The 24,454-nt window shown below is 43.3% G+C and carries 17 protein-coding genes; 16 read left to right on the forward strand and 1 reads right to left on the reverse strand.

All coding sequences use genetic code 11. The features are described from left to right. Positions 1–14: 14 nt before the first annotated feature. Positions 15–902, forward strand: coding sequence for a UTP--glucose-1-phosphate uridylyltransferase GalU (galU, locus tag HPT30_RS11560; protein WP_175371538.1), 888 nt, complete (start codon positions 15–17; stop codon positions 900–902). A gap of 89 nt (positions 903–991) precedes the next feature. Here the strand turns inward: galU and HPT30_RS11565 are convergent, their stop codons facing one another. After that, the gene (locus tag HPT30_RS11565; RefSeq protein WP_175371539.1) at positions 992–3,448 is read right to left on the reverse strand and encodes an O-antigen ligase family protein; all 2,457 of its coding nucleotides are present in this window, start codon (positions 3,446–3,448) and stop codon (positions 992–994) included. A 114-nt stretch (positions 3,449–3,562) separates the two neighbouring features. Between HPT30_RS11565 and HPT30_RS11570 the strand changes: the two genes are divergently transcribed. The 15 genes from HPT30_RS11570 to ligA all read left to right on the forward strand — a co-directional run bounded on the left by HPT30_RS11570 (position 3,563) and on the right by ligA (position 24,326). Beyond that, on the forward strand, positions 3,563–4,936 hold the full coding sequence (locus HPT30_RS11570) for an ABC transporter permease (protein ID WP_175371540.1): 1,374 nt from the start codon (positions 3,563–3,565) through the stop codon (positions 4,934–4,936). 10 nt (positions 4,937–4,946) lie between these two features. Continuing rightward, entirely contained in the window at positions 4,947–6,170 is a 1,224-nt protein-coding gene (locus HPT30_RS11575) for an ABC transporter ATP-binding protein (protein ID WP_175371541.1), read from the forward strand. A 34-nt stretch (positions 6,171–6,204) separates the two neighbouring features. Further along, positions 6,205–9,330: a glycosyltransferase gene (locus tag HPT30_RS11580; protein ID WP_175371542.1), complete on the forward strand. Its 3,126-nt coding sequence runs from the start codon at positions 6,205–6,207 to the stop codon at positions 9,328–9,330. Positions 9,331–9,336: 6 nt separating this feature from the next. Further along, the gene (locus HPT30_RS11585; protein WP_175371543.1) at positions 9,337–10,596 is read left to right on the forward strand and encodes a rhamnosyltransferase WsaF family glycosyltransferase; all 1,260 of its coding nucleotides are present in this window, start codon (positions 9,337–9,339) and stop codon (positions 10,594–10,596) included. A gap of 227 nt (positions 10,597–10,823) precedes the next feature. After that, positions 10,824–11,567, forward strand: a complete 744-nt coding sequence (locus HPT30_RS11590; protein WP_175371544.1) for a sugar phosphate nucleotidyltransferase — start codon at positions 10,824–10,826, stop codon at positions 11,565–11,567. 20 nt (positions 11,568–11,587) lie between these two features. Next, a complete protein-coding gene (rfbC, locus tag HPT30_RS11595) occupies positions 11,588–12,136 on the forward strand; it encodes a dTDP-4-dehydrorhamnose 3,5-epimerase (protein WP_175371545.1) in 549 nt (182 codons plus the stop codon). Positions 12,137–12,213: 77 nt separating this feature from the next. After that, positions 12,214–13,236: a dTDP-glucose 4,6-dehydratase gene (rfbB, locus tag HPT30_RS11600; RefSeq protein ID WP_175371546.1), complete on the forward strand. Its 1,023-nt coding sequence runs from the start codon at positions 12,214–12,216 to the stop codon at positions 13,234–13,236. A gap of 29 nt (positions 13,237–13,265) precedes the next feature. After that, the gene (rfbD, locus tag HPT30_RS11605; protein ID WP_175371547.1) at positions 13,266–14,129 is read left to right on the forward strand and encodes a dTDP-4-dehydrorhamnose reductase; all 864 of its coding nucleotides are present in this window, start codon (positions 13,266–13,268) and stop codon (positions 14,127–14,129) included. A gap of 105 nt (positions 14,130–14,234) precedes the next feature. Then, a complete protein-coding gene (locus tag HPT30_RS11610) occupies positions 14,235–15,212 on the forward strand; it encodes a glycosyltransferase family 2 protein (RefSeq protein WP_175371548.1) in 978 nt (325 codons plus the stop codon). A 404-nt stretch (positions 15,213–15,616) separates the two neighbouring features. Beyond that, complete coding sequence (locus HPT30_RS11615) at positions 15,617–16,564, forward strand: glycosyltransferase family 2 protein (protein ID WP_175371563.1); 948 nt, start codon at positions 15,617–15,619, stop codon at positions 16,562–16,564. Then, entirely contained in the window at positions 16,561–17,967 is a 1,407-nt protein-coding gene (locus HPT30_RS11620) for an undecaprenyl-phosphate glucose phosphotransferase (RefSeq protein ID WP_175371549.1), read from the forward strand. Before HPT30_RS11615 ends, HPT30_RS11620 begins: the two co-directional genes overlap by 4 nt. A 106-nt stretch (positions 17,968–18,073) precedes the next feature. Further along, positions 18,074–18,952 carry a phosphatidylinositol-specific phospholipase C/glycerophosphodiester phosphodiesterase family protein gene (locus HPT30_RS11625; RefSeq protein ID WP_175371550.1) on the forward strand — a complete coding sequence of 293 codons (879 nt, stop codon included), beginning with the start codon at positions 18,074–18,076 and terminating at the stop codon, positions 18,950–18,952. 154 nt (positions 18,953–19,106) lie between these two features. Beyond that, on the forward strand, positions 19,107–19,826 hold the full coding sequence (gene pcrB, locus HPT30_RS11630) for a heptaprenylglyceryl phosphate synthase (RefSeq protein ID WP_175371551.1): 720 nt from the start codon (positions 19,107–19,109) through the stop codon (positions 19,824–19,826). 63 nt (positions 19,827–19,889) lie between these two features. Then, entirely contained in the window at positions 19,890–22,238 is a 2,349-nt protein-coding gene (gene pcrA, locus HPT30_RS11635; protein WP_175371552.1) for a DNA helicase PcrA, read from the forward strand. A 75-nt stretch (positions 22,239–22,313) separates the two neighbouring features. Continuing rightward, positions 22,314–24,326 carry an NAD-dependent DNA ligase LigA gene (gene ligA / locus HPT30_RS11640; RefSeq protein ID WP_175371553.1) on the forward strand — a complete coding sequence of 671 codons (2,013 nt, stop codon included), beginning with the start codon at positions 22,314–22,316 and terminating at the stop codon, positions 24,324–24,326. Positions 24,327–24,454 lie beyond the last annotated feature (128 nt).

Consider the following 24,454-nt stretch of genomic DNA (forward strand, 5'->3'; position numbering starts at 1 on the left):
AAGGAGCCTATGTCATGAAGATTCGTAAGGCCATTATCCCGGCTGCCGGTCTCGGCACACGCTTTTTGCCTGCGACCAAGGCCATGCCCAAAGAAATGCTACCCATTGTAGATAAGCCAACTATCCAGTACATTGTAGAGGAAGCTGTAGCTTCCGGCATTGAGGACATTATTATCGTAACGGGGAAAGGCAAACGTGCGATTGAGGACCATTTTGACAATTCGTTCGAACTGGAGTTCAATTTGGCCGAGAAACAGAAGTGGGAACTGCTGGAATCTGTCCGCAAGTCATCCGAAATGGCTGACATCCACTATATTCGGCAAAAGGAACCGAGAGGTCTCGGTCATGCCATCTGGTGCGCACGCAAGTTCATCGGGGACGAGCCGTTCGCCGTTCTGCTCGGTGACGACATTGTCGAATCAAATAAGCCCTGTCTGAAACAAATGATTGAGGTCTATGACCAATATAAATCCTCTATTGTCGGTGTTCAACCTGTGCCTTGGGAAGAGGTGTCCCGATATGGCGTCGTGGATGCAGTTCCTATCGCTGATCGGGTCTACAAAGCCAACCGCCTTGTGGAGAAGCCTAAACGCGAGGATGCGCCCTCTAACCTGGCCATACTAGGCCGATATATCCTGACTCCACGGATATTCGATATGCTGGGTGAGCAACAGGTGGGTGTAGGCGGAGAAATCCAGCTTACCGATGCCATAGCACGCCTAAGTGAAGTGGAGCGGATTATTGCCTATGATTTTGAAGGCCACCGTCATGATGTTGGTGAGAAAATGGGCTTTATTCAAACCACAATACATTATGCACTCCAGCATGAAGATTTAAAAGACGATTTGCTTCTTTATCTCAAAGAGATCATAGAGAGTGAAGCAGCTAAAGCGACGAAATAGTCGACTTTCATCTACTAAATGCAAAACACGGGTAACTATCCTCTCAAGGAAGGTACCCGTGTTTTTGTGTAATGCATGTATTCAGGTATTTAGAATTGCGTGGCTACAATTTCATCGATTTGTGCTGCTTCTGTAGGCTCAGCAGCGATTAACTGATCGTATACTGCTTGATCCTGACCACCATTTTTCTTCAGTGCCGCCAAGTACCAGCGAGCAATTTCACGGTTGTTCAGATCGGTGTAATCTTGACCGAGACCAAGCTTTAGCGTTTCAGCTGCTGCCTCAATCTGTCCGGACATATATTGCATTTTACCGGCATTTAGCGCGATAACCGGAGTGACCGAGAACGGCCGTCCTTGCAGTTGTTCCGGAGGGAGTGTCTTAAGATGTTCTACACCAGCTACAACATGGTCATAGGCTGCCAGTCCTGTTTTGAAATATTCCTGTTCTTTTGCTGAATCCTTCTGGTTGTACGCTTCCTGACCGAGCGCGAAAGAATTGCTGATCAGCGCGCTGTACCATTCGATGTCCCAATTGAACTTGTCGGCATTATCCCGGTACACGGCTAGAGCCAGATCTTTTTGACCCTTGAGGTTGTAATAGGCCACCAGTTGGTTCAACAGATTCTTATTATACGGTTCATCCTTAAGCGCGCGGGTTACCAGGCTATAGGATTCGTTCAGGTACTGCTCATCCTGGGTTTGGTTATAGACTTGCTGATCCATTAAAGAGAGGTAAACTACCGATTCAGGATGAGTCGGACGGTTCTTCAAAGCTTTGGTAAGAGAGGCTTTGATCTCTTCATAGGATTGGCTGACACCCATAAGTCTCTTGGCACTGACTGCAGCATTGCTGGAGCTGATGTAGGTCACTGAGAGGAACAGTAGGAACAAGGAACCTAACGTAATTACCGCCAGATATCCTAGGCGAAGCCCAGCTTTGTTCCAATTCCGGCGTAGTGGTTTGCTGTCCATGACAGCAGCCATTCCGGCCAGGCCAAGAAACACAAGAATGCCCATAAACGCATAACTCATGTTGAAGTCCAGCAAGCTGTGAATAAGAATGGAAAGCGTAATAATGAGAAAGAAAAATCCGTTATTGAACTCATCTTTGTCCCGTCTCACATACCCACGAATATATTTATAGAAGATATAGAGAATGAAGCCCATGAATACAATGAAACCTAAAATACCAACCTCGATCAGGAACTGTAAAAAGAAGTTATGTACCTGACGGCTTGTATAAGGGTTGTTCTGGTAATGTTCATAAAGCGCAGACCATCCGCCACCGCCAGCACCAAGGATCGGATAATCCTTCACTACTTTGACAGCATCTTTGTAGAAGGTAAAGCGTTCAAGTACACTGTGCTGCTTAAAGTTGATATTTTCAAGACGTGTCTCGATATTGCCAGGCAAGATGCTCTTGGCGCTTGTACCAATAAGTAAGAACGCTATAAGACCAACCAGCACAACGGAACCCAGTGGAAGCCATAAGCCTGTCCATTTACGGGAAGCCCAGCTTCCGAGCTTTTCTTGCAGCCATGGAGCGGCAAAACGTTGGATGACCCAACCAAGACCCGCTACAACTACCGAAGCTCCAAGAAGGTAACCCCAGCCCTTGAGCGCTGCTGAAGAGGAGAAGGCAGTGTTTAATTCTATACCGAGATTCGTAACCTGGTTGGTAATGACTAGAGAAATCAATCCGGCAATACCAAGATGGATGATCCACAGAATTTGCTGTGCAGGTTTTAAAAATAACAGAAGCAATATAAACACCACAGGCAACAGCACAAGACCGCCACGTGAAAGTGTTAGCAGCAGGGACACGATGATGGGAACCAACATAAAACCGTGAGTCATTGTACCATACCATTTGCGTGAGCGTACCAACGCGAACACCGCAACGAATAGAAACGCCATCAGAAAAGCTGCATAGGTATTAGCATATTGAAAAATGGAAGTTAATCGAAGACCGTTGGAATCTGTCATCACAGCATCCAAATATTTACCGTTGCGCACAGTATTGGAGAACCAACCCACTAGACTACCGGCCAGTTTCCCGCTTCCAAGCCAATTCAGGAGACCAAAGCCTACAATGAGATAAGCAATCGTAAGCACTGCGTTCTCAATGACAACATTTACTTGCTTTTGCTTCAAGAGATATAACGCTATAATGAATACAGCAGCGTACATGCTCTGAATAAAGAACATATTCATAGCCATATAATGCGAAACAGCGACAAACAGCGACAATGCGTAGGTAATGGGGAGAAACACGGCAAACACAGCTACCAGGTCCCGCTGCTCGTCCAACTTGAACTTCTTGAAGTCTAAGCCCACCCAAACAAGTAGCATAAGTGCTCCAAGCAATGCAGATACATAGATTGGTTTCTCAAAGTCTACTAACTGCCCATTAAACAATCCCACCTGAAACGGGGTCCAGAATAAAAATAAAATAAAACCAACAACTAATGCCCACACCGGGCCCGATATCTTTGCAGCATTTCTCGACTGCACAGCGTTTTTACCGTATACTGGTTTCGACACGTTATAATCTCCTTTTCCTGTAGGTACGACAATATTTTAGCATATGACTGATTTGAATTAAACTTATATCCTTTGTAAAGTTAAACTCAATGAAATAGTTAGGAGAAATTTTGTATGAAGTCCGTGAAATATCTTATTTTACTTGTTGTTACTATTTTCGTTTTCTTAGGTTCTTACCATTATATCAATCTGTACATTAACGACAATGCTAGAACATATTTGCAGTTGGATGTAAAATCTGAGGTTTTGGATGAGTACCAGCTTTTTTACTCCAAAACGAAAGACAGTTGGAGTGAAACTGACTCAATTCGTGAGCCCTATAATAAAAAGGGACAGTGGCAAACGTTAAAATTTGAGATACCTAAAGGGAATTCGTATATACGAATAGATCCAGGTAATAATGAAAAAGTTTTAATTTCTTTCAAAAATATTATTTTTCATAGTAACTCTACGGCAAAAGTGAATATTAAGGAACTAGATTACAAAATAAACGAATTAGTTCTGAAAAGTTCTCAAGAGAATGGAGAACAAGTGGAGTTTTACTCCACAGGGGGAGATCCTTCTCTGGGGGTTAGCATAAACTCATTAAATGAATTTTCTAAACAAAAAAGTAACACTACGGTGAATATTTTTACGACATTATTAAGTCTAATTATTTCAACGCTAGTTTATTTTATTATTAGATTTTCTAGAGAAGTGATCTACGTCATTAGAAGTTTTTTAGAACATAGACAACTCGTAATAAATCTAGCTAAGAATGATTTTAAAACCAAATATGCCTCTTCTTATTTAGGAGTATTGTGGGGATTTATTAGTCCACTATTAACAATTGTTACATATTGGTTTGTCTTTCAGGTGGGGCTCAGGAGCGGTGATGTAGGAAACATACCATTTATCGTATGGTTTATTGCCGGGATAATTCCCTGGTTTTTCTTTTCAGAGGCCCTCTCAAGTGCTACAAATGCATTTACAGAGTATAATTATTTAGTTAAAAAGGTTGTCTTTAAGATTGAATTGTTGCCTCTTGTTAAGATATTCTCTGCATTCTTTGTGCATTTATTTTTTATAGTCTTTATATTTATAATCTATGGTATGTATGGTTTTTATCCGAATTTATATAACTTCCAATTAATATATTATGTTTTTTGTATGGGCTTGTTGGTGGTTGCTTTATCTTTCATGACGTCTGCAGTAGTTTTGTTTTTTAAAGATTTAAATCAAATAATAGCTGTGGTACTACAAATGGGTTTTTGGTTTACTCCGATAGGTTGGTCTGTGTCTATGCTCTCGGATTTTTGGGCAAGAATCTTTAAATTGAACCCAATGTACTATATAGTTCAGGGTTTTAGAGATTCATTAATTGATCATGTATTGTTTTTCGAAAGGCCTTATCAAACGATATATTTTTGGGTCTTTTGTTTAGCGATTTTAACTATAAGTTTGAAAATATTTAAAAAACTTAAGCCGCATTTTTCTGATGTTCTCTAGGAGTGATGAGATGGAAAGTATTATTGAAATAAACGATATAGTTAAATCTTATAAGCTTTATGATAAACCAATGGATCGCTTTAAAGAGGCGATCCATCCTCTTAAGAAGGTGTATCATAAAGAGTTTACAGCATTAAATGGGATTACATTGTCGGTGAAAAAAGGCGATGCAATAGGAATATTGGGGAAGAATGGATCAGGAAAATCGACATTACTCAAACTGATAACTGGTGTATTGACACCCTCCAATGGTCAAATTCGTATAAACGGGAAAATTTCTGCTATTTTGGAGTTGGGGGCTGGTTTTAATCCTGAATATACAGGCAGAGAAAACATTTATTTAAATGGATTGATGATGGGATTTAGCAGGGAGCAAATGGAAGATAAAATAGATTCGATTATTGAATTTGCTGATATAGGTGTTTTTATAGATCAGGCAGTCAAAGTTTATTCAAGCGGAATGTTCGCCAGACTTGCTTTTGCCGTATCTATCAATGTAGAGCCGGATATCTTAATAGTGGATGAAGCCTTGGCTGTCGGTGATACAAGATTTCAGACAAAGTGTATAGATAAAATGAAAGAATTAAAGAATAAAGGCACGACTATTCTTTTCGTATCGCATGCTTCTGAACAGGTTAAACGCTTTTGCAACAAAGCTATATGGATTAAAGATGGGAAGATTGAAGCAGAAGGAGATTCTAGTGAGGTTGTTGATTTATATGAAGACTACATGAAGTACTACAATGTAGAAAAAGATGAAATTATCAGCGAGTCCACTGAACTTGATCAACTAGATACTCCCAATGAAGAACTTCTACTTCCGAGTAATCCAGATATTCTGTCATCAATAACCAAAGTGAATATTAATTCAAATAAGGTTAAAACGTTTGATCAGATAGAAATTGAGGTTGAATATGAGGTGTATGAAAAGGTGATTGTTGACCTGTTATTGGGAGTAGCTCTTTATACTCCTGACAGGGAATACATTTTTGGTCCTAATACTCATCTTGAGAAGGTCGAGGTTCCGAATGCTAGAGGTAGACATGTAGTTAAATATATAATACCCCGAATACCACTACTCGGGGGGACTTTTCAAATAGATGTTGGTCTTTTTAATAACGAGGGCATAGTTTGTCTTGATTATAAACAAGACATTGTCAGTTTCAAAATAGTTAATAAGTACTTCTCAGAAGGTCTTGTTTATATAAATCATAAATGGGAAGTAATAAAGTGATTCTCTTCTATAAAATAGATTGGAGTGTTTAAACATGGTTGTTCCATTTGATCAATATCAAAGATATAAGAATGCTTCTGATATTGTTAATGCTGTGCGGGAAGAAAATAAGGCGTATTCAATTTTGGAAGTTGGAGCTAATGAGCATAAAAACTTGGAGAGTTTTCTTTCTTCGGATAAAATAACTTATTTAGATATTGTGGTACCAGAAGAGTTAAAAACTGATCCTTCATATATTGAAGGAGATGCTACTAATATGCCTATTGAAACTAACGCATATGATTTTGTAATTGCACTGGATGTATTTGAACATATTGAGCCTTCTCGCAGACGGAATTTCGTCTCTGAGTTAATGAGGGTGTCAAAGTATGGTTGTATATTGGCAGCTCCCTTTAACACTCCAGAGGTAGAGAGTGCAGAGATTCGAGCTAACCAATACTTTAAGACTATGTATGGATTCGATTACAAATGGCTTGAGGAGCATCGTATAAATGGTCTTCCAGAAATAGCGCAAGTTGTTGGCATGATTAAAGAAGAAAAATGGGATCACTTGCACTTCGCCCATGGAAGTCTTGAATTATGGGAGAGAATGATTAAAATTCATTTTTTAGCAGCAGGTAGAGAATCCCTTTATGATTATCGGGAAACTATTGACGAATATTACAACACACATATATATAAAATTGATAGAAGTAGATTTTGCTATAGAAATTTCTTCTTCATATCTGAAAGTACCAATATGATTAATGCAGCAAAAAATATGATTGATAGTAGAAATGAATATCAGATTAATAGAGCTGTAGTGGACAAACTTGAACTATTTGAAAAAGACTTAAATAATTTGAGTAATTACGATCTTACATTTAAGGAGATAATATCTAAAAATCAAGAAATAGTATCTAAAAATGAAGAAATAGCATCTAAAAATGAAGAAATAGCATCTAAAAATCAAGAAATAACTCAAAAGAATGAACTGGTTCAAATGCTTTCAAAAGAAGCGGAAAGAAATGCTGAATTACTAAAAGAAACGGAAGAAAAATTGGAAAGGTTGGAAGAGGAATACGAACAGAACAAAGATGAATATGAGTGGAATAAAAAAGAATATGAACAGCACAAAAAGGAATTAGTTACTAAAAACGAAGAAATAAATACATTGTTGATAGCCAAATGTGAGCAATACGATTATAGAGAAAACCAGCTTGAGATTGTAAGTAAGGAAATAGAGCAACTAAAACAGGATAATTTCCAAAAACAAAATATGATTACTGATAAAGATAATTATATTGAACAATTGGAATTAATGTCTCAACAACTTAGGATGAAAAATAGAATTAAAAAAATAGTACCAAAGAAATTAAGAACAAAGATCAAGTATGGTTTATCCGTTGCGAAGAAGGTGAAAGACAATCCTTCTTTAGCGAAAAAAGGATTGAATGAGCTTAAGCGTAATGGCCTTCGTTCTCTTAATAATAGAATACAGTCTACTTTGACTGTAAATGAGCTGACTGCTAATTACGAACACGAAGACATTAATTTGAATGAGACTGAGCGCATTAAAGAAGAAATCAAAGATTTTGCGTATAGTCCTTTAATATCAATTATTATCCCTGTGTATAATGTCAAACCTAAATGGCTTGAATTAGCAATTAAGTCAGTACAGGAGCAACTCTATCCTTTCTGGGAAATCTGTATAGTAGATGATTGTTCTAAAAATAAGGATACAATCGAATGCTTAGCGAAAATAGATGATCCAAGAATAAAAGTTAAAACTCTGACAACGAATTCGGGTATTTCGAATGCTTCTAATGAGGCCATTTCAATGTCGGAGGGAGAGTATATAGCTTTATTAGATAATGATGATGAAATTACTAAAGATGCATTATTTGAAGTAGTCAAAGCAATTAACAAAAGTAACGCAGACTTATTATATTCTGATGAAGATAAAATAGATGAAGAGGGCAATAGAAAATGTCCGCTTTATAAACCGGATTGGTCCCCTGATTTACTAAGATCCCAAATGTATATCGGCCATTTTTTAGTTTTTAAAAAGAAGTTATTCGATCAAGTTGGAGGGTTTAGGGAGGAATTTAACGGAAGCCAGGATTATGATCTAGTATTAAGAATGAGTGAAGTTGCAGCGAAAATAGAGCATATTCCCAAAGTGCTTTATTCTTGGAGAGAACTTGAAACTTCAACTGCATTGAATCCTTATTCGAAACCGTATGCTCATTCAGCAGGCTTAGCGGCTTTGAATGAACACCTAGCAAGAGTGTTTGGAGAAGGAAGAGCTTACGCGAATGAAGATGAACATTTATTTGTTTATGATTCCAGGTATTTATTGGAACCAATTAAGGCTAGCATTATTATTCCAACAAAAGACAAAATCGATTTACTAAAACCTTGTATATCTAGTATTTTAGAAATAACTAATTTTCCTGATTATGAGATTATAATCGTTAATAATAATTCTGTTGAGCAAGAAACCTTTAATTGGTTTGAAGATATACAAAAAGAAAAAAATGTAAAAGTTGTTGATGCTAACTATGAATTTAACTGGTCAAAACTTAATAATCATGGGATAGCTGAGGCTAATGGTGAAGTGTTTGTATTTTTAAACAATGATACAGTCATTATTAGTGAAGACTGGTTACAGCGTTTGGTTGAAAAGGCACAACGTGACGATGTTGGAACAGTTGGTGGCCTGCTATTGTATGAAGACAGAACGATTCAACATGCAGGTGTTGTAATCGGTTTAGGTGGGTGGGCTGATCATATCTTTAAAGGAATGAATCCAAACCACTTTGGATCACCGTATGTTTCTCCTATGGTTACAAGAAATGTTATTGCCTCAACTGGTGCGTGTCTTGCAATATCAAAAAAGACTCTAGACGTAATAGGGTTATTTAATGAGGACTTTATCATATGTGGTAGTGATGTTGAAATTTCTCTTAGAGCACTTCAACATAACTTAGTGAATATTTATGATCCTCATGTGAGGTTGTTGCACTTAGAGTCAAAATCTAGATCTTCCTATATACCGCCAATTGATTTTGAATTATCGGCCTTGCACTACGGACCTTATTTAAAATCAGGAGATCCTTATTTCAACAAAAACTTAAAATTAGATAGTCTTGTACCCAAAATAGCGCAAGGAGAATGATAAAAAATGTCTAGGCTAATCGAGTATATTGCCCGAAAAGCGAAAAATAATAAAACTATAAAAAAGGCTTATCATTCTACAGTTAGTTCGTATTTGAATAGCCATATTGGAGAGATCACTCCTTTAAACGCTAGACCATCTTCATTTGAAAACAAAAGAATTAATTTACTAGTTCCTTCGATAAATCAAGAGCATTTGTTTGGTGGTATTTCGACTGCGTTGAATTTTTTCGATCAATTATATGCAAGTGGAAAAGAATTTTCAAGACGCATTGTTACTACTGATGCCGCTCCAGGTACTGAGGACTTATACAAGTTTTCTGAGTATAAATGCGTCTCCAATGAAGATGATATACCGGTGGATTCTCAAATAGTTCCTTTCAATGACAGATATAATAAAATGATTCCTATTGGAAGAGAAGATATATTCATTGCAACATCATGGTGGACGGCTTATTTTGCTCAAAGAATTGTTGATTGGCAAGCTAAACATTATAATCAGGCTCCTAAAAAAATTATATATTTTATTCAGGATTTTGAGCCGGGCTTTTATTCTTGGTCAAGTCAGTATTCGCTAGCACTGAGTACCTATTTATACCAAGGGGAACAGTTAGCTATTTTTAATTCGAGTTTATTGAAGGATTACTTTAATAAACATGGATACAAATTTTCTGAAGAGTATTATTTTGAGCCTAAGCTTAATACTTCACTAAAAAAGCTACTAGTCCCTTTCGAACAAATGAAAAAAAAGAAGAAAATCCTGATATATGGAAGGCCCTCTGTTGCAAGAAATGCGTTTACTCTTATAATAGAAGCTCTTAGGGCATGGGTATGGCTTCAACCAAATGTGAGCGAGTGGGAGGTGATTTCAGCGGGGGAGCAACACATTAATATAGAATTAGGCAATGGAGTGACAATAATCTCAAAAGGGAAGATGTCACTTGAGGAATATGCTAATGAATTAAAAGAAAGTGCAGTTGGTCTTTCTTTAATGATATCACCGCATCCAAGCTATCCCCCCTTGGAAATGGCCCATTTTGGAATGCTGGTATTAACTAACACTTATGAAAATAAGGATTTATCGAATTTGCATAAAAATATTTATTCACTTGATGGTTTGGCCCCGGACTTAATTGCCAAGGAGTTAAGGAACTTATGTGTTAAATTCGAAGCAGATAAATCTGTAGGTGATTCTGTAGGAATTAGTAATTATTTAGAGGAAAGTAAACAATTCGAATTCATAAGCTCGATAATAGAAAAGTTATGAAATATATTTTAGTGATGCAACTAGGAGGGGAGAGATGGTAAACAAAAACATTAATTTTTAGTACTATTGATGTTTTTGTAATCAGTTTTCTTTTGCTGCCGTGTTCCTGAAATAGAGTTAACTAAGAAGAATGATACTGGCTTTGATTATATGACAAACAAGTAATTTAAAACGAAATTGATGATCCATTGAGTTATCTAGTCAATTAATTGTAAGGAGAGGGAATAATGAAAGGCATAATTCTAGCAGGGGGTACTGGCTCACGCTTATACCCATTAACAAAGGTAACCAATAAACATCTTCTTCCGGTAGGCAAATATCCGATGATTTTTCATTCCGTTTATAAATTAAAGCAAGCTGATGTAACAGATATACTCATTGTTACTGGTAAAGATCATATGGGAGATGTGGTCAATCTTCTAGGTAGCGGCCGTGAAATGGGTGTCTCCTTTACTTACAAAGTACAAGATGAAGCAGGCGGAATTGCGCAGGCTTTGGATTTGGCTGAGCAATTTGTTGGAAACGATCAAATGATTGTTATCCTGGGAGACAATGTATTCTCGGATGATATAGCACCTTACGTAAGCAATTTCCGTGAGCAAAAAACTGGCGCGAAAATTTTGATTCAAGAAGTTTCTGATCCTAAGCGTTTTGGTGTACCGGAACTAGATGGAAATCAAATTGTTTCGATTGAAGAAAAACCAGCTTTGCCTAAATCAAACTATGCAGTAACAGGAATTTATATGTTTGATAGTGAAGTGTTTAATATCATTAAAACAATAACTCCTTCTGCAAGGGGAGAGTTGGAGATTACTGATGTTAACAATGCATATATTAATCGTGGCGAATTAACATTTGATGTACTGCAAGGTTGGTGGACTGATGCTGGGACGCATGCGTCTTTGGCTAGAGCTAACGGATTAGCGCAAGATATTTTATTTGGTGAAGAGTTTGGAAAACTGAAAATATAGAAATAAAGGAGCTTTGTAATATGAAAGTCACACCATTGAAATTGCAAGGCGCAAGCCTATTAGAGCCTGTTGTTCACGGTGATTCCCGCGGTTTTTTTATGGAGAGCTACAACGAACAAACAATGCACTCTCTTGGTATCACGCATAACTTTATCCAAGATAATCACTCCCTTTCGGCTGAAGTAGGAGTGTTAAGGGGATTGCACTATCAATTGAATCCGAAAGCTCAGACAAAACTTATTCGTGTATTGTCCGGCGTGATCTACGACGTTATCGTAGATGTTCGCCGCAACTCGCCGACCTTTGGTCAATGGGTTGGGGTTATTTTGAGTGAACATAACAAGCGTCAACTTCTTGTGCCCAAGGGCTTTGCCCATGGTTTCTGCACACTTGTACCTAACACCCAAGTATTATATAAGGTGGACGAATACTACTCACCGCAGCATGACTGTGGCATATTATGGAATGATCCAGCGCTGGGGATTGATTGGCCGGTGACCAATCCGATCTTGTCCGATAAAGACCAGCGTCATCCGTTACTTAAAGATGCTGAGCTCAACTTTGATTAAATCCAATTGGATTGATTCTGTGAGAAGCAGATGAATAGAATACCAATTAATAATTGTATAAGAAGGTGGCCATTTTCATGAAACTACTCGTTACTGGCGGTGCCGGCTTTATCGGCAGCAATTTTGTAATATACATGCTTAAGCAACATCCGGAGTATAAGATCGTCAATGTGGATTCACTAACATATGCTGGAAACCTGGAGAACCTGAAATCTGTTGAAGGTAACCCGAACTATTCGTTCGTAAAAGCCGATATTACGGATGTCCAAGCAATGGATGCACTGTTTAGCCAAGGCGTTGATGTAGTTGTTAACTTCGCGGCAGAGTCACACGTAGACAGAAGTATCTTGGAGCCGGATGTGTTTGTGAAAACGAACGTGCTTGGTACACAGGTTCTACTAGATGCAGCGAAAAAATACAGTGTCACTAAGTTTGTTCAAGTGTCTACGGATGAGGTATACGGTACGCTGGGAGCCACTGGCTTGTTCACTGAGGAGACTCCGCTAACTCCTAATAGTCCATATTCTGCGAGTAAGGCAGGCGGGGATCTGCTGGTGCGTGCATACCATGAAACGTTTGGATTGCCGGTGAACATCACCCGTTGTTCAAACAACTATGGCCCTTACCAGTTCCCGGAGAAACTCATTCCACTAATGATCTCCCGTGCGCTAGCTGATCAGGCACTACCCGTGTATGGTGATGGCTTGAACATTCGTGATTGGCTGTATGTAGAAGATCATTGCAGTGCGATTGATCTTGTCATTCACGAAGGCGTGAATGGTGAAGTGTACAATATTGGTGGCAACAATGAACGGACGAATGTGCACATCGTGAACACTGTACTCCAGGAGCTTGGCAAACCGGACTCCTTGATTACTTATGTGCAGGATCGTCCAGGTCATGACCGTCGTTATGGCATCGATCCAACCAAGATTACCAATGAACTGGGTTGGAAGCCTAAGCATACCTTTGAAACAGGGATTAAAGAGACGATCCAATGGTACTTGAATAATCGCGAGTGGTGGACCCGTATTCAGTCTGGTGAATACCAAAAGTATGCCGAGCTGCAATATGGAAGTCGCTTAGGCGATTCATTGTAGGATCGATAAGTAACTTACGGAGGTTTACAATGAAAGTATTAGTTACAGGTGCTGCAGGACAACTGGGGCAGGACGTTGTTCTATTGCTGCAAAAAGAAGGTCATGAGGTATTTGGTTGTGACCGCAAAGAAATGGACATCACCGATCTGGAACAAACGGTAAAAGTGCTTGGTGACTTTAACCCTGATGCGGTTATTCATTGTGCTGCATATACGGCGGTAGACGCTGCAGAGAGCGATGTGGATGGTGCTTATTTAATTAATGCCACTGGTAGCCGCAATGTAGCTCTTGCATCCGAAAAAGCCGGTGCGAAGCTGGTGTACATCAGTACGGATTATGTTTTTGAAGGGCTGGGTTCAGAGCCGTACCATGAATATGACAATACCGCCCCGCGGAGCATCTATGGCAAATCCAAACGAGCTGGAGAAAATTTAGTACAAAGCTTATCCAGCAAGTATTTTATCGTACGTACGGCTTGGGTATACGGCAAGTATGGCAAAAATTTTGTGAAGACGATGCTGAAATTTGGTCAGGAAAAGCCATTACTTAAGGTTGTAGATGATCAGAAGGGTTCCCCAACATACACGGTGGATTTGGCCAGCTTTGTACTGGAATTGATCCAGACTGAAAAGTATGGAGTATATCATGCCACCAACAGTGGGTCTTGTACTTGGTATGAATTTACTGGGGCCATTTTTGAAGACGCTCATGATATTCTGGGGTTGGATTTCACAGCCAAGCTTGAGCCTTGTACTACAGAGGAGTTCCCATTGCCTGCCCCTCGACCGCATAACTCTGTATTAGAGCATCTATCTATCCGTACCAATGGATTTGAAGATATTCGGCATTGGCGTGAAGGATTAAGGGATTTCTTGCTTGAGTTAAAAGAATAACAAATTAAACTTCCGAACCGACAGACGGTACGGGAGTTTTTTTTATTTTTTAGCTATAATAGAACAATAGTCTGTGAAGTGAAAAATAAAGATTCGAGGATCCTTATGAATAACAAAAAAGTTAGCGTACATATTGTTACTTATAATAGTGGAGAGGATATCCTAGAATGTCTGGATGCAGTTTTGGCGCAGGATTATCCTCTTGAACAAATTGTGGTGATTGATAACGCATCCGGAGATGGAACAGCGGAAAGGGTTAAGAACTATATCATACAAAGTGGACATAGCGACCCAGTTAAGCTCCTTGAACGGATACAGCTTATTCAAAATTCGGTTAACACTGGCTTTGCCCCTGCGCATAATCAGGCCATTTCTCTAACCAATACGGATTATGTCCTTGTGCTTAACCCGGATCTGACGCTGGCACCTGATTATGTCAGTAGACTGATTGAAGATATGGAAGCCAACCCACAGATCGGGAGTGCAACGGGAAAGCTTTTATTAAAAGCAGATCCTGGTCTGGTTGACAGTACAGGACTCAGAATGAACAGAGCGCGTCGTGCCTTTGACCGGGGAGCAGGAGAAGCAGCAGCAAACTGGCAGGAGTCTGGTCCAGTGTTTGGCGTATCGGGTGCCGCTGCGATGTATTCCAGAAGAATGATAGATGATATAATTATCGACGGCGAGTTTTTTGATGCGGACTTTTTCGCATATAAGGAAGATGTTGATGTAGCCTGGAGGGCGCAATTGCTGGGATGGCAAGGTTACTATGATACAGAAGCTCTTGGATATCATGAGCGTGGCTGGAAGACTTCCGGGAGAAGCGGGAAATCAATGTTCATTAGGCGGATATCCTATATCAACAGATATAAGATGATGTATAAAAATGAACATAGCCGTACTTTGCTGGCGACCTTGCTCGTTTCAATGCCCTATGAAATTGCCGCGCATGGATATATGCTTCTAAAAGAGCCCGGGTTATTTAAAGCGTGGAAGTCCTTTTTCTCGCAGCTGCCTGCCCTTAAGGAGAAGCGTAAGGCCGTACAGAGTAAGGTGAAGGATAGGGAGAGAAGTAGATATTAAGCGGAAAGTGGATGATCTTAAGGAACGAAGGGGAGGGTTTGGAACTGTAGGAGCGAAAGCGCTCGCCTAAAAGCTTTCCGCAGCAAAGCTCGCGTCGGAAGCTAAGCTGTATCCAGATTTTCAACCGCTAAAAGCGGCTTATAAAAAAGAAAGCTGGATACAACATCGACCAGAAATCCAAACATTCACCGTAGTGACGACCGAGCTTTAAGCGGAAATCTTAAGTTCGCCTTAAATAGAAGTAGCGTAATCAATATAAATCTAAAATCAGATTCCAGTTTAACAATAATATAGGATATATTATACAAAACCTCCCTGCCAAGGCCACGCCTTTCTTGGAGGTTTTGTGTTATACTATTTGTCGAGAGATTACTATATTTGTCAGGAGAGTAATAGCATTGAGTGTGGATGTAAGTATATTGATAGTCAATTACAACACCTGTCGCCTGACGATGGATTGTCTAAGGTCGGTATATGATTCGGAGACGAAGTTTTCCTATGAGATTATTCTAATAGACAATAATTCCCACGATGGATCCGTAGAGGCCATAAGTAGAGAGTTTCCGAATGTCACTTTGATAGCCAATGAGCAGAATACAGGGTTTGCTCGGGCCAATAATCAGGGCATGGAGATTGCTTCCGGACGTTTTGTACTGTTGCTGAATTCCGATACGGTCGTACGTAAAGATACGCTGGAGACGATGATTACCTTTATGGATAGCCGCCCGGACGTTGGGGCTTCTGGCTGCAAAATCATTTTGCCCGACGGATCGCTGGACAAGGCCTGCAAACGTGGTTTCCCTACACCTTCGGCCTCTTTTTATTATGCCTTTGGTTTCAGCAAGCTGTTTCCCAATAATCCCCGCTTCAACGGCTACCAGTTAGGTTATCTGGACCCGGATAAGAATTACCCTGTCGATTGTCTGGTTGGTGCGTTCATGCTGCTCCGGCGGGAGACGATTGAACATGTCGGTGGTCTGGATGAAGAGTTCTTTATGTACGGGGAAGACTTGGACTGGTGTTACCGCATCAAGGAAGCGGGATGGAAAATTTACTACTATTCGAGGACTTCTATTATCCATCTTAAAGGCGGTAGTGCACGTCGCAGACCGTTCAAGATTGTGTATGAATTTCATCGGGCAATGATTTTATTTCATCGTAAGCATTATCGCCAGCAGTACAACAGTATGATTAATGGAATGGTTTATGCTGGAGTGGGTCTCAAATTTGTATTATCGCTGGTGCGGAACGCTATGATATCACCGAGAAAAGTACCTCTTCCAGCTCAGAGTCTGTCGGCTTCCGGCGATGCCGGTACACGCACCGAATCGAAAGCTGAGGTGAGATTATGATTCGCCGTAATCAACAATTTTTAACGCAAATGTATATGGTCGCGGATTTTCTGGTTATTCAGATATCTTTTCTGGCCGCATGGTGGCTTAAGTTTGAAAGTGAATGGATGGATTACGAAAAGTCGCTATCCTTACAGTCATATGCCTATTGGAGCATGATTTATGGCGGGATTGCCGTACTGATTGGGATTATGATGTCTCTCTATCTGCCGAAGCGCAAGAAGCGCTTTGTCGATGAATTTATGAAGATTTTTCAGGTGCATGCGATAGCTATTTTTATCCTGCTTGGCCTCATGTTCTTCGTAAAAGAAATCAATATCTCACGTACGTATCTGGCGATCTATATGGGTTTCAATATATTTGCCATTATGCTGTACCGTTATTTGCTCAAATCCATGCTTAAATCCATTCGCCAAAAAGGCCTCAACCGTCAATTTGTACTTATTCTAGGAGCCGGGACTCTCGGCAAAAGATTCTATAATAACCTAGAGCAATACCCCGAACTGGGCTATGAAGCCATTGGCTTCCTGGATGATTACCATACCTGGGACGGAATCGAGGAACAGCGCTACAAACCTATCCTGGGAACGATAGACCAGTTATCCGGGATGCTGGAGATGTTGCCTGTGGATGAAGTGATCTTGGCGCTGCCGCTGGATGCCCACTCGAAGTATCCTTCGATCATTGCCGCTTGCGAAAAAGCGGGTGTGCGCACGCTCATCATCCCCGACTTCTTCGATTATTTGCCGGCTAGGCCATACTTCGATAATTTTGCGGGCATGCCGATGATCAATGTACGGGATATTCCGTTGGATATGGCAGGCAACAAGCTGGCCAAGCGGATGTTTGACATCGTGTTCTCGCTGTTTGCGATTGTGATGATGCTCCCGGTAATGCTGCTGGTTGCGCTGGGAGTGCGTCTTACCTCACCAGGTCCGGTTATTTTTAAGCAGGAGCGGGTGGGATTGAACCGTCGCAACTTCATGATGTACAAGTTTCGCTCCATGAAGATGCAGGTGGATACCGGAGAAGATACGGGCTGGAGTACACGCGAAGATCCGCGCAGAACCAGATTCGGTACCTTTATCCGCAAGACCAGCCTGGATGAGCTGCCACAGTTTTTCAATGTGCTGCTGGGTCATATGAGCGTAGTGGGTCCGCGTCCAGAGCGGCCATATTATGTACAGCAGTTCCGCGACGAGATTCCGAAGTATATGGTGAAGCACCATGTGCGTCCGGGAATTACAGGCTGGGCTCAGAGCAATGGATTGCGTGGCGACACCTCGATCGAGGAGCGCATCAAGCATGATATTTTCTATATTGAGAACTGGTCACTGCTGTTCGACATTCGGATTATATTTAAGACGATTCGTAACGGATTTATGAATAAGAATGCCTACTAAACCAAACCGCCTGGTGAACGTATGAGAGATACCCCGTTTTGCCTCCGGCAAAGCGGGGTATTGTGTTTAAATACCTCCAATCTTACTACTAAAAGGAAACTTTTATATGAACAAAAAAAAGAAGATTGTGGCTTCTGTAATCATGATTTTGGCGCTAGGACTCTTAGTTATATTCACAGTTGGACAGAAACAGGAACAGCCTGGCTCGGGCTTTGCCGCTCACCGGGTCGTTGCCCATGCGATGGGCGGCATTGGGGGGCATACGTATACCAATGCCTTTGAAGCATTTATAGCGAATTATGAACAGGGCACCCGAGTCTTTGAGACGGATCTGTTGTTAAGCACGGATAATCAGCTAATTGCCAGACATGAGTGGACGGCAAATATGAGCAAGCTGCTGGGTCAGACCGAAATTCTTTCATCCGCCAAGGTAGGGGCACCGTTGAGCCACGATGAGTTTATGAATAGCCCGATAATGAATATCTATTCGCCATTGGATTTAGAGAAGATTCTGGATTTAATGCAGCACTATACAGATGCGTACATAGTTACAGATACCAAGGAGTTTGACTCCGGGTTAATCATGCAGCAGTTCGAGATGCTGACCGAAGCGGCCCGAACAAGAGATCCCACGTTATTGGAGCGGATCGTTCCCCAGATTTACAGCCGTGATATGCTGGACGAACTTAACAAGATACACATGTTTCCAAATATAATTTATACCCTTTACACCTCCAAGGATACTAATGATGAGGTCATTGAATTTGTGCAGAACAATAAGGTGGATATAACAATGCCGGCCAGCAGGGCTAACAGAGATTTTGTGCAGAAGCTCAAAAAGGCCGGGGCGCGGGTATACGTTCACACCGTGAACGAGGAAGAGCAGATTGTGAAGCTGTACCGGATGGGCGTAGACGGATTTTATACTGATTTTGTTGCTGAGAATGATCTGAACCGGATCAAGGGACTGCGCAGCAGTCTGTAGTCTTTCATATGGTAAAAAAGCGAAAAAATGTTCGTATTTTTTACTGTCTTTAAATTGACACCCCCCTTCCCGCTGGCATAGACTAGAGTTATATCTTTAGCGGAGGCAGGGGGGATTTTGTCCTGCCTAAATGACTGATGAGGGATGGAAGAACATGAGAGCAGTGCAGCAGATGATCAAGCCGTGGCGGCATGTATTCAAGCTGGATCCGGACCGTGAGCTGGGTGATGGAGAGCTGGAGGCATTATGTTTGTCAGGAACGGATGCCATAATGGTAGGTGGCTCCTCAGGAGTCACTTATGAGAATACTGTGGACCTAATGTCCAGAATCAGACGCTACGCGCTGCCAGTGGCCCTGGAGGTATCGGATCTGGAAGCGGCTGTCCCGGGATTTGATCTGTACATGATCCCTATGGTGCTTAATACGCCGGACCCGACCTGGATCGTCGGCCATCACCGCCGGGCGATTGAACGCTACGGCTATTTGATTCCTTGGGACATGCTGCTGACTGAGGGGTACATTGTGCTGAACGACAATTCTACTGTGGCTAGACTTACGGGAGCTGATACGGATCTTCAAGCTGAAGAGGCTGCAGCCTACGCGCAGGTTGCGGACAAGCTGATGTCTCTGCCTGTGGTATATCTGGAGTATAGCGGCAGATTCGGAGAGGTGGAAACTGTGCGGACCGTACGGGAGGCTGTGGAGCATAGTCAACTTTTTTATGGCGGGGGAATTACTTCCGAAGCGGAGGCTGTGCAGATGGCAGCACTATGTGATACGGTTGTGGTCGGCAATATCATCTATCAGGATTTAGAGCAGGCACTGCTGACGGTTCAGGCGGTAAAGAATACACAGCAAATGCACTTTGAGTAGTCTTTATAGGAGAACTACTTCAATGTTGTAATTCATATGAATGAAGAAAGGAGCATGTTATACATGCAACCTGTTAACATACAAGAGGCCGTTAGTCGGCTCAATCCTCCGCAGCGGCAGGCTGTGGAGACTACTGAAGGACCACTGCTGATTATGGCTGGTGCGGGCAGCGGCAAGACGCGGGTGCTGACGCACCGAATTGCGTGGCTTATTGCTAATCGCAAGGCGCCGCCTTGGGCGATTTTGGCCATCACATTTACGAATAAAGCAGCGCGTGAGATGCAGGAGCGTGTATCCAAACTTGTCGGGCCGGAGGGCCGCGATATTTGGGTCTCGACCTTCCACTCCATGTGCGTACGGATTTTACGGAAGGATATCGAGCGGATCGGCTTTACTTCCAACTTCTCGATTCTGGATTCGACGGACCAGCTGTCCGTAATCCGTAACTGTATGAAGGAACTGAATATCGATACGAAGAAGTTCGAGCCGAAGGCTGTTCAGTCTGTGATCAGTACGGCGAAGAATGAGCTGGTAACCCCTGCTCAGTATGAGCAGAAGGTCGGCGATTATTTTGAAGGATTGATTGCCAAGGTCTATACCATGTACCAGAAGCGTCTGAAGAGCAATAACTCTTTGGATTTTGATGATCTGATCATGGCTACGATTCAACTGTTCAAGGAAGTACCAGAGGTTCTGGATTTTTATCAGAAGAAATTCAAGTACATTCATGTGGACGAGTATCAGGATACGAACCGTGCGCAGTACATGCTGTGCCGGATGCTGGCTGACAGCCACCACCGGATTTGTGTAGTCGGTGACAGTGACCAGTCGATTTATCGCTGGCGCGGAGCGGATATCACCAACATTCTTAATTTTGAAGAAGATTATCCTGAAGCCAAAACTATCCTGCTGGAGCAGAACTATCGTTCCACCTCTAATATCTTGAATGCAGCCAATGGTGTCATTGCGCTCAATACCGGACGCAAGCCCAAGAAGCTGTGGACGGACTCGGATGAAGGTGCGAAGATTAAGGTTTATCGCGGGGATTCTGAGCATGATGAGGGATATTTTGTTACCGGAGAAATCAGTAAGAATGTGAAAACAGGTCAAGCCTACCAAAATCACGCCATTCTGTACCGGACGAACGCCCAATCCCGGGTTATCGAGGAAATTCTGATCAAGTCGGATATTCCCTATCAGATCGTAGGCGGCATCAAGTTCTACGACCGTAAAGAAATCAAGGATATTCTGGCGTATCTGCGCCTGTTGTCCAACCCGGATGATGATATCAGTTTGACGCGGATTATCAACGTGCCAAAGCGCGGGCTAGGCGATACGACCGTTGGTAAGCTTGCCGTTGCTGCAGCCGAACGAGGCGTATCGATCTTCCGTGTTCTGGAGACGGTGGATGATTTGGGCTTTGCCGGACGTACCCGGAATGCGCTGGTGGAATTCTACGACATGATCGAAGCGCTGCACCGGATGGTGGAATTCCTGTCGGTGACTGAACTGACGGAGAAAGTGCTGGAATTGTCGCAATACCGCTTGGAGCTGCAAAATGAGAACACGCTCGAATCCCGCTCCAGACTGGAGAATATTGACGAGTTCTTGTCGGTAACGATGGAGTTTGAGAAAAACAATGAGGATAAGTCGCTGGTCTCCTTCCTGACAGACCTTGCGCTGATCGCGGACATTGACAGCATGAATGATGAAGAGGAAGATCGCAGCGATGCGGTGGTGCTGATGACGATGCACAGCGCCAAGGGTCTGGAGTTCCCGACAGTGTTCATTGTCGGGATGGAGGAAGGTGTCTTCCCGCACAGCCGGGCCTTCCAGGACAATGATGAACTGGAAGAGGAGCGACGGCTGGCCTATGTCGGCATTACCCGCGCCGAGAAACAACTGTTTCTCTCCTGCGCGCGGGTGCGCACGCTCTTCGGACGGACGACGGCCAACCCGCCGTCCCGCTTCCTGGAGGAGATTCCGGAGGAGCTGAAGGAAGACACCGCCCCTGCCCACGACCGATTCCGCCGCGGCGGGTCGGATGTGGGCGGAGCCTATGGCGGCCGCGGCTTCGCCAGCGGCGGCCGGGGCAATTTCGGCGGCCGGGGCGGGGCCGCCGGATCTACGCCGAATGCCGCAGGCTTCGGCGGAAGCACGGCCACGGCCGCAGCTGGCCAGGGCCGCGTGTCCGTGACCTCCGGCGGGGCGAAGCCCGCAGCCGGAGCAGGATCTTCAGCGTCCGCCGATTTCAAGGCGGGCGACAAGGTATCCCACGGCAAATGGGGCACAGGCACCATTGTGTCCGTCAAAGGCACCGGCAACGATACGGAGCTGCAGATTGCTTTTCCGGCGCCGGTGGGCGTGAAACGGCTGCTCGCAGGCTTTGCGCCGATCGCCAAGGTGGAATAGATCGACTACGATTAACGATTGTCTTTTTGGACGACGCTAACCGTAGGACACTTATTGACGGAGGGATATACCTGTATGGATGTTATGCATACAATGGAAGAGCTCGTAGCAGAGCTTCAGAAATATAACTATCATTATTACACGCTCGACACACCGCTCGTTAGCGACAAAGAGTACGATGTTCTCTATGACAAGCTAGTAGCGCTGGAGGCGGAGAGCGGCATTGTGCTTCCGCATTCACCAACACAGCGGGTGGGTGGAGAATTGCTCAAGGGCTTTACGCCCCATCGCCATCTGGCTCCTCTGTGGAGTTTGGATAAGGCGCAGAATATTGAACAGCTGCGGAGCTGGAATGCCCGCGTACTGAAGCTGGTCAATGATTATAACACCAAGAACCCGGATACCCCATTGCCAGAGCCATGTTATGCCGTTGAGCTCAAATTTGACGGGCTGACGCTGAACCTGACGTACCGTAATGGCGTGCTGGAGCAAGCTGCCACGCGCGGAAACGGGGTAACAGGCGAGGGTATTCTGGCCCAAGTGAAGACGATTAAGTCCGTTCCGTTGACCATTCCGTTCAAGGAAGGTCTGATTGAGGTGCAGGGCGAGGGGATTATGAATCTCTCGGTACTGGCGGATTATAATACCCGGGCAGCCGAGCCGCTGAAGAACGCGCGTAACGGCGCGGCCGGTGCTCTGCGGAATCTAAACCCTAAGACGACGGCCGAGCGGCGGCTAAACGCCTTTTTCTACAATATAGGCTACTCAGAGGGTGTGCAGTTTAGCGATCATCAGGAGATGATGAATTTCCTGCGGAATAATCAGTTCAAGGTGAACCCTTATCTGACTTACTACGATAAATTTGACGATGTGACTGAGCAACTGGCAGAGATTGAAGAGAAACGTGCCTCCCTGGATTACCTCATAGACGGAGCCGTGATCAAGGTCACGGATTTCCGGATTAGGGAAGTTCTAGGCTATACGGACAAATTCCCGCGTTGGGCAGTCGCCTACAAGTTCGAGGCAGAAGAGACGACGACGATTCTCGAATCCGTCAGCTGGAATGTGGGACGGACCGGCAAAGTCACGCCGCTGGCGCGAGTTGAGGCGGTTGAACTGGCCGGTGTTACTGTCCAGAATTGTACACTGAACAATGTGGGCGATATCGAACGGAAGAACCTGAAGCATGCGCTCGGCACAAGAGTCTTCATCCGTCGTTCCAATGATGTGATCCCGGAAATTCTGGGCAAAGTGACTGAGGAGAGTGACGGAGGGGAGATTATTTTCCCGGACAAGTGCCCTGCGTGCGGTTTCCCGCTGGAAATGCGCGGTGCACATCTCTTCTGCAACAACAAGCTGGACTGCAAGCCGCAGATCGTCAGCCGGATTACGCATTTTGCTTCACGGGACGCCATGGACATTGAGACCTTTAGCGAGAAGACGGCAGGACAGCTCTATGAAGAGCTAAGTGTCCGTGAGCCGGCCGATCTCTATGAGCTAACTTTTGAGCAGCTAGTGGAGTTGGATCGCTTCGGTGAGAAAAAAGCGCGTAATCTTCTTCAGGCACTGGAAGACAGCAAGGGACGGGATTTGGCCTCCTTCCTGTACGCACTGGGCATCCCTAACACAGGGAAGGCTACGACTCGTACATTGGCCGATCATTTCCGTGATTTGGGAGCAGTGATGAAGGCGACAGCCGAACAACTCGCTGAACTTCCAGATATTGGCGGTATTGTGGCTGAGAGCATCGTAGGATTCTTTGCTGATCCGTTCGTGGTGACAGGGATTGACCGCATGCTGGCGCTAGGCGTCGAGGCTAAGGCCCCTGAAGCCCCACGCCCGGTAAGTACAGATTCCTTCTTCAGCGGCAAAACCGTTGTTCTTACCGGTACGTTGCATAAGTTGACGCGCGAGGAAGCGGCAGAACGTCTGGAAGCGCTGGGAGCGAAGGTAACCGGCAGTGTCTCCAAGAAGACGGACCTAGTCATTGCCGGCGAGAAGGCAGGCAGCAAATTGGCCAAAGCACAGCAGCTCGGTATTCAGGTCATTGAGGACGAGGAAGAACTGATTCGGTTGTTGGAGAGCTAAAAGCATAGTGGAATAAGCGCTGCGGCCCAGGCCCAGCATAATATTATAGATCCCGGTTAATTTGCATAGGCGAATTGGCCGGGATCTTTTGTTAGAATAAGGAAGGAACGTTAACAAAAGAACTGGAA

Source organism: Paenibacillus agri (assembly GCF_013359945.1).
GTDB lineage: Bacteria > Bacillota > Bacilli > Paenibacillales > Paenibacillaceae > Paenibacillus_AQ > Paenibacillus_AQ agri.

What these genes read in the sequence shown, in the direction of transcription:
- galU (WP_175371538.1), top strand. Translation starts at nt 15, where the DNA reads ATGAAGATTCGTAAGGCCATTATCCCGGCTGCCGGTCTCGGCACACGC.
- HPT30_RS11570 (WP_175371540.1), top strand. Translation starts at nt 3,563, where the DNA reads ATGAAGTCCGTGAAATATCTTATTTTACTTGTTGTTACTATTTTCGTT.
- HPT30_RS11575 (WP_175371541.1), top strand. Translation starts at nt 4,947, where the DNA reads ATGGAAAGTATTATTGAAATAAACGATATAGTTAAATCTTATAAGCTT.
- HPT30_RS11580 (WP_175371542.1), top strand. Translation starts at nt 6,205, where the DNA reads ATGGTTGTTCCATTTGATCAATATCAAAGATATAAGAATGCTTCTGAT.
- HPT30_RS11585 (WP_175371543.1), top strand. Translation starts at nt 9,337, where the DNA reads ATGTCTAGGCTAATCGAGTATATTGCCCGAAAAGCGAAAAATAATAAA.
- HPT30_RS11590 (WP_175371544.1), top strand. Translation starts at nt 10,824, where the DNA reads ATGAAAGGCATAATTCTAGCAGGGGGTACTGGCTCACGCTTATACCCA.
- rfbC (WP_175371545.1), top strand. Translation starts at nt 11,588, where the DNA reads ATGAAAGTCACACCATTGAAATTGCAAGGCGCAAGCCTATTAGAGCCT.
- rfbB (WP_175371546.1), top strand. Translation starts at nt 12,214, where the DNA reads ATGAAACTACTCGTTACTGGCGGTGCCGGCTTTATCGGCAGCAATTTT.
- rfbD (WP_175371547.1), top strand. Translation starts at nt 13,266, where the DNA reads ATGAAAGTATTAGTTACAGGTGCTGCAGGACAACTGGGGCAGGACGTT.
- HPT30_RS11610 (WP_175371548.1), top strand. Translation starts at nt 14,235, where the DNA reads ATGAATAACAAAAAAGTTAGCGTACATATTGTTACTTATAATAGTGGA.
- HPT30_RS11620 (WP_175371549.1), top strand. Translation starts at nt 16,561, where the DNA reads ATGATTCGCCGTAATCAACAATTTTTAACGCAAATGTATATGGTCGCG.
- HPT30_RS11625 (WP_175371550.1), top strand. Translation starts at nt 18,074, where the DNA reads ATGAACAAAAAAAAGAAGATTGTGGCTTCTGTAATCATGATTTTGGCG.
- pcrB (WP_175371551.1), top strand. Translation starts at nt 19,107, where the DNA reads ATGAGAGCAGTGCAGCAGATGATCAAGCCGTGGCGGCATGTATTCAAG.
- pcrA (WP_175371552.1), top strand. Translation starts at nt 19,890, where the DNA reads ATGCAACCTGTTAACATACAAGAGGCCGTTAGTCGGCTCAATCCTCCG.
- ligA (WP_175371553.1), top strand. Translation starts at nt 22,314, where the DNA reads ATGGATGTTATGCATACAATGGAAGAGCTCGTAGCAGAGCTTCAGAAA.